The sequence below is a fragment of the Enterobacter cloacae complex sp. S3 genome (assembly GCF_014930495.1).
GTDB classification, from domain to species: domain Bacteria; phylum Pseudomonadota; class Gammaproteobacteria; order Enterobacterales; family Enterobacteriaceae; genus Enterobacter; species Enterobacter asburiae_B.
In genome coordinates this window covers 43058-53485 of the sequence record NZ_JADBRD010000041.1, presented here as the reverse complement: position 1 = coordinate 53485, position 10428 = coordinate 43058, and the positions used below count along the sequence as shown (strand labels likewise).

Annotated in this window: 1 protein-coding gene; it reads left to right on the top strand. The window is 62.8% G+C overall.

The window, feature by feature from the left end; all coding sequences use genetic code 11:
* Nucleotides 1-347: 347 nt before the first annotated feature.
* Nucleotides 348-10403: a BapA/Bap/LapF family large adhesin gene (locus IM317_RS20660; protein WP_033146335.1), complete on the top strand. Its 10056-nt coding sequence runs from the start codon at nt 348-350 to the stop codon at nt 10401-10403.
* Nucleotides 10404-10428: the final 25 nt, after the last annotated feature.

Below are 10428 nucleotides of genomic sequence, written 5' to 3'. Positions count from 1 at the left end.
CCCCAATACATTAATGCCCTCTTCATTGTTTTTGCACTTATTTACGAAAGCTTAATTTGCACAACCTTCGTTTTCTGTCTATATCATTTTTATATTCTAAAAAATAATTCCTCTATTAATTACAGGGTTTTACAAGACACAAAACACCCATAAAAACTGTTCTCTTTTATAAGTCATTAGATTCGCTCTGATGTTGCCACTCTGAATTCTGGCGGGCATCGTGCGCGCTAAAAACAACGGTCAGTGCTGCGTAATAACAGCGACTGCGCCGGGGGCGCCCTTTACCTTCTGCAGAGTTGGCTCGTCTTGCTCGCCGTTCATGACACATCTGCTGGAGTAATGCCTAAATGAGCCAAATCTCTGTTATATCGAAACTTACTGGCGTGGAAACGACCACGGAAGGCACACAGGTTACCCTGAGCCATTCCTCTATCGTTGAGCTTAATGTCGAGCGAGCGAGCGTCTCCCACTTCGCGCGAAACGGTAACGATCTGCTGGTTACGCTGCACTCCGGCGAGGTGATCACCCTTAAAAACTTCTACGTCACGGACGCGCAGGGCGTGAGCCAGCTGGTACTGCAGGACAGCAACGGCGCATTATGGTGGATTGAAGATCCGACCGGAGCCGCCACGTACGAATCTATCGCGTCCACGGACGTGCTGCTTGCGGCCTCCGGGAGCGACGCCGGTGGTGCCGCCATCTGGCCATGGGCACTGGGCGGAATTGCCGCAGCGGGCGGCATCGCGGCGGCGGCAAGCACCGGCGGCGGTGATAGTGGCGGCAGTAACAATTCGGCCAATGCGGATACGACAGCGCCGAACGCGCCTTCCGGCCTTAAGTTCTCTTCAGATGGCAAAACCGTCACCGGTACCGCAGAACCCGGCAGTACCATCACGCTGAGAGACGCGAACGGCAACGTCATTGGCACAGGAAAAACGGGCAGCGACGGCAGCTTTACCGTCTCTCTCGGCACACCGTTGACCAACGGCGAGCAGGTGACCGCCACCGCCACGGATAACGCCGGGAATACCAGCCCGGGCACAACGCTCAACGCGCCGGACACCACCGCGCCCGATGCGCCAGCAATCACCAGCGTAACGGACGATGTCGCCCCGCAGACGGGAGCAGTCAGCAACGGCGGCAGCACCAACGATCAGCGCCCGCAGCTTACCGGCACCGGCGAAGCGGGCTCGACCGTGACGATTTATGACGGCGGAGTCGCCATTGGTACGGCGGTCGTCGCCAGCAACGGCACCTGGACCTTTACCCCGTCGGTTGACCTGAGCGAAAGCACTCACCAGATTACCGTGCGGGCAACCGACGCCGCCGGCAACACCGGGCCAGCCTCGCCGGTGTTTACCCTGACGGTGGATCTTACTCCGCCGGACGCGCCGAGCGCGATTGTGTTGACCGACGATACGGGCCTTATCAAGGGAACCATCACGTCTGTCGCGCCAACCGATGCTTCACTGCCCATCCTCGCGGGAACCGGCGAGCCCGGCGGAACCATCACCATCTACGATAACGGCGTGGTGGTTGGCACAACGACGGTGTTGCCCAACGGCACCTGGAGCGTCACGCCGAACGGCCCGCTCCCGGACGGGACACACTCCATAACCGTCACTGAAACCGATGCCGCCGGAAACCTGAGCGCGACCTCAGAGCCCGTCATCTTCACCGTGGACACCACGCCGCCGTCTGCCCCGGGTAATCTCGAGGTTTCGAATGATGGCGGCACCATCAGCGGCATCGCGGAAGCTGGCAGCACGGTGACCATCCGTGAAGGCAATGTCACCCTTGGCACTGTTGTTGCCGACAGCGAAGGGAACTTTAGCCTGACGCTGACCCCGCCGAAGCTCAACGGCGAAATCCTGACCGCTGACGCCACCGACACGGCGGGCAACACGGGGCCCGCAACCTCCGCGGCGTCACCGGATATTACCCCACCGCAGACGCCAATTATCGTGTCGGTGATTGATGACCTGCAGGCCACCACCGGCCCCGTGGGCCAAAACGGCCTCACCAACGACCGGGCCCCGACCGTGAACGGGACGGGCGAAGCGGGCTCGACCATCACGATTTATAACGGCAGCGATGTCCTCGGTACGACGGTTGTTCCCTCCTCCGGCCTGTGGAGCTTTACGCCGCCCGCACCGCTGACCGATGGCACCTGGGTGCTGACCGCGAAGGCGACGGATCCCGCCGGTAATCCAAGCGGGTTATCAGACCCGTGGACAATTAACGTCGACGGCACGGCACCCGGCGCCCCGGTGATTTCACAAGTTGTGGACGATGTTCCCGGTCGCACCGGCTCGCTCGACATTTATGAGACCACTAACGACGCAACCCCGACGCTCAGCGGTACCGCCGAAGCAAACGCGACGGTCACCGTGCGCGTGGACGGTGTTGCTATTGGTACGACCGTCGCCAATGGTCTTGGCGTATGGATCTTTACGCCTTCCTCGCCTATCGCCGAGGGCCCGCACGCCCTGACCGCCGTCGCGACCGATGCGGCAGGTAACACCAGCGGCGTCTCCAACACCTGGACTCTGACGATTGACAGCGTCGCGCCTGCCGCCCCGGTCATTACCCAGGTGCTGGATGATGTGCCGGAGCGCCTCGGTGCGCTCAACCCCAACGACAGCACCAACGACACCACGCCGACGCTCAACGGCACGGCTGAACCTGGCTCAAGCGTCACCATCCGCCTGGATGGCACCGATCTTTTCACGGTCCTGGTCGACGACAACGGCACGTGGACCTATACCCTCACCACGCCTCTTGGCAGCGGGCCTCATACCTTTACCGTTGTTGCCACCGATGCGGCGGGTAACACCAGCCAGCCGTCAGGTGGCTTCACCCTGACCGTCGATACCACGCCGCCAGCGGCAGCAACCATCGCCACCGTGACCGATGACGTCGGCGGCGTTCAGGGCACGCTCATCAGCGGCGATACCACGGATGACACCACACCGCTGCTGCAGGGCATCGCCCCGGCTGATGCGGTGATCACCGTCTATGACGGCGCCACCCTGCTCGGCACCGCCACCCTCGACGGCAGCGGTGGCTGGAGCTTTACGCCCGTTACCCCGCTCACCGACGGCCCGCATTCGCTGACGGTTCACGCCACGGATGCCGCCGGCAATACCACTGTCTCCAGCCCGTTTGTGTTGACGGTAGATACCGTCGCGCCCGCCACGCCGGACGTCCCGGCCATCACCGTCAATCCTGACGGAACAGCAACAACGCTAAACCCGGGCGAAACCACCCGCGACACCACGCCAACCCTGAGCGGTACCGGCACGGCGGGCGATACCGTGACGATCTACAACAACGGCGCCAAAATCGGCGACGCTGTCGTGGACAGTACCGGCAGCTGGTCGTGGACGCCATCACCCCCACTGTCCGGCGGTACCTATGACATCACCCTGACCGTCACCAACGTGGACGGCACGGGCAACGAAAGCGCCCCGTCGCAGCCGGTAACCATCACCATTGATACCGAAGCGCCGGCTACGCCTGCGGCACCGACCGTCACCGACAGCGTCACCCAGATCACCGGCCCCGTACCCGATGGCGGAACCACCAACGATCCGCGCCCGGTCCTGAGCGGCACCGGCACGCCGAACGACGTCATCAACATCACTGACACCGTCAACGGCATATCGACCGTCGTGGGCACCGTCACGGTAGACAGCAGCGGCAACTGGAGCTGGCGCCCTGGCAGCGACATTGCCGAGGGCAGCCACGCCTATACCGCCACCGCCACCGATGAAGCGGGCAACGTCTCTGACCCGTCGCCAGCGATTACGATCGTCGTGGATACCCTGGCACCGGATACGCCGGTGATTAGTGCAGTGGGCGGTGAGCCGAACGGTGGCTACATCACGGATACCACACCGACAGTGGGCGGAACCGGCGTCAACGGTGAGACGGTGATCGTCTACAACAACGGCGTCGAAGTGGGCCGTGTCGTGGTGGCTAACGGGGAATGGAACCTGACGCTTCCAACGCAAACGGACGGTCCGCTCAACATTACCGTGGCGGGCGTGGACGCAGCGGGTAACGTCAGCGCGCCGAGTTCGGTCTTTACCGTTACCCTCGATACCGTTGCGCCTGAGATCCCCGTCATTAGCACCGTAGCTGACAGCCAGCTGTCTAATAACGTGCTCTACACGAAGGACGGCACGCCAACCCTTACCGGGACCGGTGAACCCGGCACCACCGTTATCGTTTCCGTAGACGGCACGCCATCTACGGTGCTGGTGACGGTCCAGCCGGGCGGCACCTGGAGCTGGACTGCCGACACGACGCTGCCGGATGGTCCTCATACGTTCACAGTCTCTTCCAGCGATCCAGCGGGTAACTCCTCCGGTGATTCAGCACCGCTGAGCGTGACGGTAGACACCGTCGCCCCGGCAGATCCGGGCAACATGCTGCTGGCTGATGAAGGAACACCGCTGACCGGTACCGGTGACGTGGGAAGCATCATTACCGTGACAAACGGTTCCACGGTCATTGGTACCGGCGTTGTCGGCAGCGACGGCAACTTCTCCATTGCGCTGAGCCCGGCGCAGCTGGATCCGACCACGCTGACCGTGACCGCTACGGATGCCGCAGGGAATGCCAGCGCGGGCGTGCCTTTTGTCGTCACCGACTCGTCGCTTGAGCTGCCGCAGGTGCCCGTCATCACGGCGATCGTCGATGACGCGGATCCGATCACTGGCGATGTGAAAGGCAAAACAACTAATGACACCACGCCAACGCTTACCGGTACGGCCGAAGCGGGCAGCCTGATTACCATCTATCAGGACGGTAGCGCGACGCCATTGACGACGGTGACCGCCGACGGCAGCGGCAACTGGAGCTATACGCCAGCCGCGCTTGGCGAGGGGCTGCACACCTTTGAGGTAACGGCGACCCTCAACGGCCAGACCAGCGGCCGCTCTCCGGCGGCCAGCGTCACCGTCGACCTCACCGCACCGGGCACGCCGGCTATCGGCGCGGTGATTGACGACGTCGGTCCGGGCACCGGACCGCTGACCAGCGGCCAGACCACCAACGACAACCAGCCGACCCTCACCGGCACCGGCGCGGTCGGCGATACCATCTCCATCTACAACAACGGCGTGCTGCTGGGGACCGCGGAGGTCGGCAATACGGGCACCTGGAGCTACACCACGCCCGTCCTGACAGAAGGCAACCATATCCTGACCATCCGCGAGACCGATCCGGCGGGGAATCAGAGCGGTCCTTCGGCGGGCTTCACCGTCGTGGTGGACTCCGTTTCCGCCACGCCGGTCATCACCAACGTCACGGATAACGTCGGTAACGCCGCCACCACGGTGGTCAGCGGCAGCGAAACGAACGACGCCACGCCAACCCTTTCGGGGACAGCGGACGCAAACAGCGTGGTGACCATTTTCGACGGCGGTACCCAGATTGCCGTGGTGACGGCTGACAACAATGGTACATGGACGTTTACCCCTGACACCGCGCTCGGCGAAGGCTCGCACAGCTTCACCGTCCGGGCGACCGATCCGCTGGGCAACGTCAGCGCGGTCTCAGCTCCCTGGAGCGTGGTGGTTGACCTGACGGCACCGACGGTTCCGACGCTGGATAATGTGAGCGACAACGTCCCTGGCGGCGTCCAGGGTAACCTCACCAGCGGCCAGGTGACCAACGACAGCACCCCGACCATCAGCGGCACCGGGCAGGCGGGCAGCACGATTCACATCATGAATAACGGCACGCAGATTGGCACGACGATCGTTGACGGCAGCGGGAACTGGTCCTTTACGCCGACCGCGCCGCTGGGCGACGGCAGCTACTCCCTGCGCGCGTATGCGACGGATACCGCAGGCAACGCATCGGCTAACTCATCGGTCTTCACCTTTACCATTGATACCGCAGCGCCCGGCGTACCGGTGGTGACCAGCGTGATTGACGACGTCGGTCCGGTCACCGGGGCGCTCACGTCGGGTAACAGCACCAACGACGCGCGCCCAACCTTCAACGGTACGGGCGAGGTGGGTTCTACCGTGCACGTGATCGTTGATGGCAACGAAATTGGCACTGCGGTGGTGAATGCCCAGGGCAGCTGGACCTTCACCCCGGGTACCGATCTGGGCGAAGGTCCACACGCCATCACCTTCAATGCCACCGACGTGGCTGGCAATACCGGCAGCACGACGACACCCTTTAACCTGACGGTGGATACGGGCGTGCCGTCGGCGCCGGTCATTTCGACCGCGGGTGACAACGCGGGCAGCATTCAAACTCCGCTCACTTCCGGGCAGAGCACCGACGACACCACGCCGACGCTAAACGGCACCGCGACCGCCAACGCCACGGTCACCGTGTATGAGAACGGGCAGCCGGTCGGCAGCGTTCAGGCGGACGGTACCGGCGCATGGAGCTTTACGCCGTCAACGCCGCTGACCAACGGCAGCCATACCTGGACCGCCACGGTCACCGATGCAGCGGGCAACGTCAGCCTGAACTCGCCGGACTTTACCCTGATTGTGGATACCACCGCACCGAACGCGCCGGTTATCAGCCAGGCGATAGACGACGTGGGCACCATCACCGGCCCGCTTACGTCCGGGCAAACAACCGACGATACGGTACCGCGCCTTGTCGGAACCAGCGAACCGTTTGCCACCGTGAAAATCTATGAGGGAACTACGCTTGTCGGAACGGGCACCGCGGATGGCAACGGAAGCTGGAGTATCTTGCTCAACACCACGCTGACTGCGGGCGCGCACAGCTTCACCGCGCAGGCGACGGATGCGGCAGGCAACACCAGCGTGTCGTCCACCAGCTTTAGCCTCACCGTCGACACCACGCCGCCTGCGCTGCCGGTGCTGACCAGCATTCTGGATGACGTGGGCAATGCGGCGACGCCGGTGGCGAACGGCGGGTTCACCAACGACGCGCAGCCAACCCTCAGCGGTACGGCGGAAGCCGGGTCGACGGTGAAAATCTTCGATAACGGCGTACAAATCGGCAGCGTGACGGCGACCGGCGGGGCGTGGAGCTTTACGCCATCCCCGGCGCTGGGCAACGGTCCGCACAATTTGACCTTTACCGCCACCGATGCGGTGGGCAACGCCAGCGCGCCGACCGCCGGGTACGTGATTAACGTCGATACCCTCGCGCCGGGCGCACCGGTCATCAGTTCGGTCATTGATGATGTCGGCAGCGTTACCGGCCCGGTGACCGGTACGAATCCGACCAACGACACGCGCCCAACGCTGAGCGGAACCGCCGAAGCGAATGCCACGGTGCGGATCTACGATGGCATCACGCTGGTGGGCACGGTGACCGCCGACGGCAGCGGCAACTGGACCCTGCCGCAAACCACCACGCTGGCGCAAGGCACGCATAACTTCACCGCCACGGCCACCGATGCAGCGGGCAACACCAGCGTGGCGTCAGCCGTGACGACGATTATCGTCGATACGACCGCTCCAACGGCGCCGACCGGGACCTTCAACGCCGACGGTAGCGTCCTGACCGGGACTGCGGAAGCAGGCAGCACCGTCGCGATCCGCCTTGCGGACGGCTCGACGGTGACCGCCATTGCGGGCAGCAACGGCACCTACACCTACACCTTCATTAACAAACAGACCGAAGGCCAGACGCTGCAGATCACCGCCACCGACGCCGCGGGCAACACCTCGCTGCCGGGCTCCGCCCTTGCGCCGGTGGTGCCGCTCTCCGCCAGCAATAACGTCGAAGAGCTGAACCTCAGCACCACGGCAACCGTGACCAACAGCCAGTACAGCGATTACGGCTTCCTGCTGGTTGGCGCCGTCGGCAACGTCCTGACGCTGCTGGGCAATGATACGGCCCAGGTCAACTTCACGGTGGGCAGCGGCGGCAGCGCGGATATCGTGGTGAACGCCAACGCCACGGGAGCGGTGCTCTCTCTGCTCAACACCCTTGAGCTGGTGGTTCAGCATTACGTCAACGGCGCCTGGACCACCGTGGTGGATACCGGCCAACCGCAGTTTGCCGATCTCCTGACCCTCGGTGCAACCGGCGTATCGCTGAACCTGACCGGGCTGGCCGACGGCAACTATCGCGTGCTCAGCTACAACACCAACCTGCTGGCGACCGGCTCCTACACCAGCCTCGACGTGGCGGTGAAAGAGACCGGTCCGGGTACGGTCACGGGCGATACCAGCCTCAACGGCAACGTGATCCTCGATACGGACCCGACAGCCGGCAGCGACAACGCGCCGGCCGGAACCACCATTTCCGCAGTCACTAACGCCCAGGGCGTCACCACCAGCGTGAACGCCGACGGCACGGTGATCCAGGGCAAATACGGTACGCTGACCATCAACCGCGACGGCAGCTACACCTACAACCTGACCGACACCAGCGCCGCGGTCGTTGGCCGGACGGAGAACTTCACCTACACCATCACCCATAACGGCGTCAGCGCGTCGGCGCAGCTGGTGTTGTCTCTGGGTGCCGGTACGGTAATCAACGGCATTGTGGCGGTGGACGATACGGCCTCGCTGACCTTTGACACCACCGTGAGCGAGATTAATAACGGCGCCTCGTCTCAGAACGGTTTTACCCTGGTGGGCATTAATCTCGGCAGCACGCTGGGGCTTAACCTGCTGGACGACATGACCAACCCGATTATCTACAACGTGGAGGAAGGCACGACCCGCACCATGACCATCCAGGCCTCCGTGGGCGGCGTGGCGCTGGCGTCGGTATTCGATCTGTACGTCTATAAGTTCAACAACGCCACCCAGACCTTCGAGCAGGTTCGCGTCGAGTCGGGCTGGCTGCGCGCTCCGCTGCTGGGGGGCACGTCATCCCAGCTGACGCTGAATCTGCCGGCCGGGGAGTACCTGTTCTTACTCAATACCGCATCGGGGATCGCCGTCCTGACGGGCTACACGCTGAGCGTCCTGCAGGATCATGTCTACAGCGTGGCGAGCATCAGCGAAACCACCACGGGCGACGTGCTGGCGAATGACCCAGTTCCTCCCGGCACGTTGGTCACCGAAGTGAACGGCGTGGCGGTCAACAGCAGTGGAACCACCACCATTCAGGGGGAATACGGCACGCTGACCATCAATTCGTCCGGACAGTACACCTACACCCTGAGAAGCGGCGTGGGAGCGGACCATATCAGCACGCCGGATACTTTCGTCTACACCGTTACCGCGCCTGACGGCTCGAAGGATACGGCATCGCTCAACATCACCCCAACCCCCCGGGCGATGGATGCCGTGAACGATGTCAGCGCCACGATGGACCTCACCTCGGTGCACCACACGTCGGCATACTCGGATACGACCGTGGGCACCACCAGCTGGACGACGGCCCTGCTCTCGTCAACCCAGGGCTCCGGCAGCGGAACCTTCGTGGTCGACGCGAACACCGCGCTGCACAACGTGTCGCTCCACTTTAACGTGGCCTCGCTGCTGGCGCTGGGCGGGCTAACGGTAAACTGGTCCATCAGCGACGGCTCGGGCGTGATACGCAGCGGCTCCTTCAGCGGCGGCTCACTGCTGGGCGGCAATATCGACATCCCGCTCACCGGGCTGGATCTGAACGCCGGAACCTATACGCTGAACTTTACCGGTAGCGTACCGGGGCTGAGCGTGGGGAACATCACCATCACGCCAAGCGTGAACGGCACCACCTACTCGCTGAGTGATTTCGACGTCACCGGCAGCCACACCGTCAACGGCAATATCTTTGACGGCACCGATTCTGGCGGCGTGCTGGATCAGCTCCACTCGGTGGATACCCGTCTGAGCGTGACCGGGTACAACGGCGTGACCACCACGCTGGATCCGTATACCGGCAGTGCAACGGTGAACATCACCGGCCATTATGGCGTCCTGGCGATCGGCGCTGACGGCCATTACACCTATACCCTCAACAGCGGGGTATCGCTCTCATCCATGACGTCGAAGGAGACCTTCAACTACACCCTGACCGACTCTACCGGGAGAACGGACAGCGCCACGCTGACCATCAATATGGCGCCGCAGTTCATCAGTTCGGAACATAACGACGCCATCACCGGTACGGCCTACGGCGATACGCTGATTTACCAGGTGCTGAACAGTACGGTGGGGAATGCCACGGCGGGTAACGTCAGCAGCACCGCGGGCGATCACTGGACTGGCTTCTCGCTGGCGCAGGGGGACAAAATCGACATCGGCGATCTGCTGGTGGGCTGGAACGGTAGCGCCGCGACGCTGGGGAATTATCTCCATGTCACTAATAGTAATGGCAATACCGTGATCTCCATCGACCGTGACGGTGCGGGAGGCACCTACACTAATACCACGCTCGTTACGCTTGATGGCGTTCAGACCACCTACGACGAGCTTGTTAACCAGCAACACATCATTACCTGATAGCACCTGCAAGAGATGACCCGGG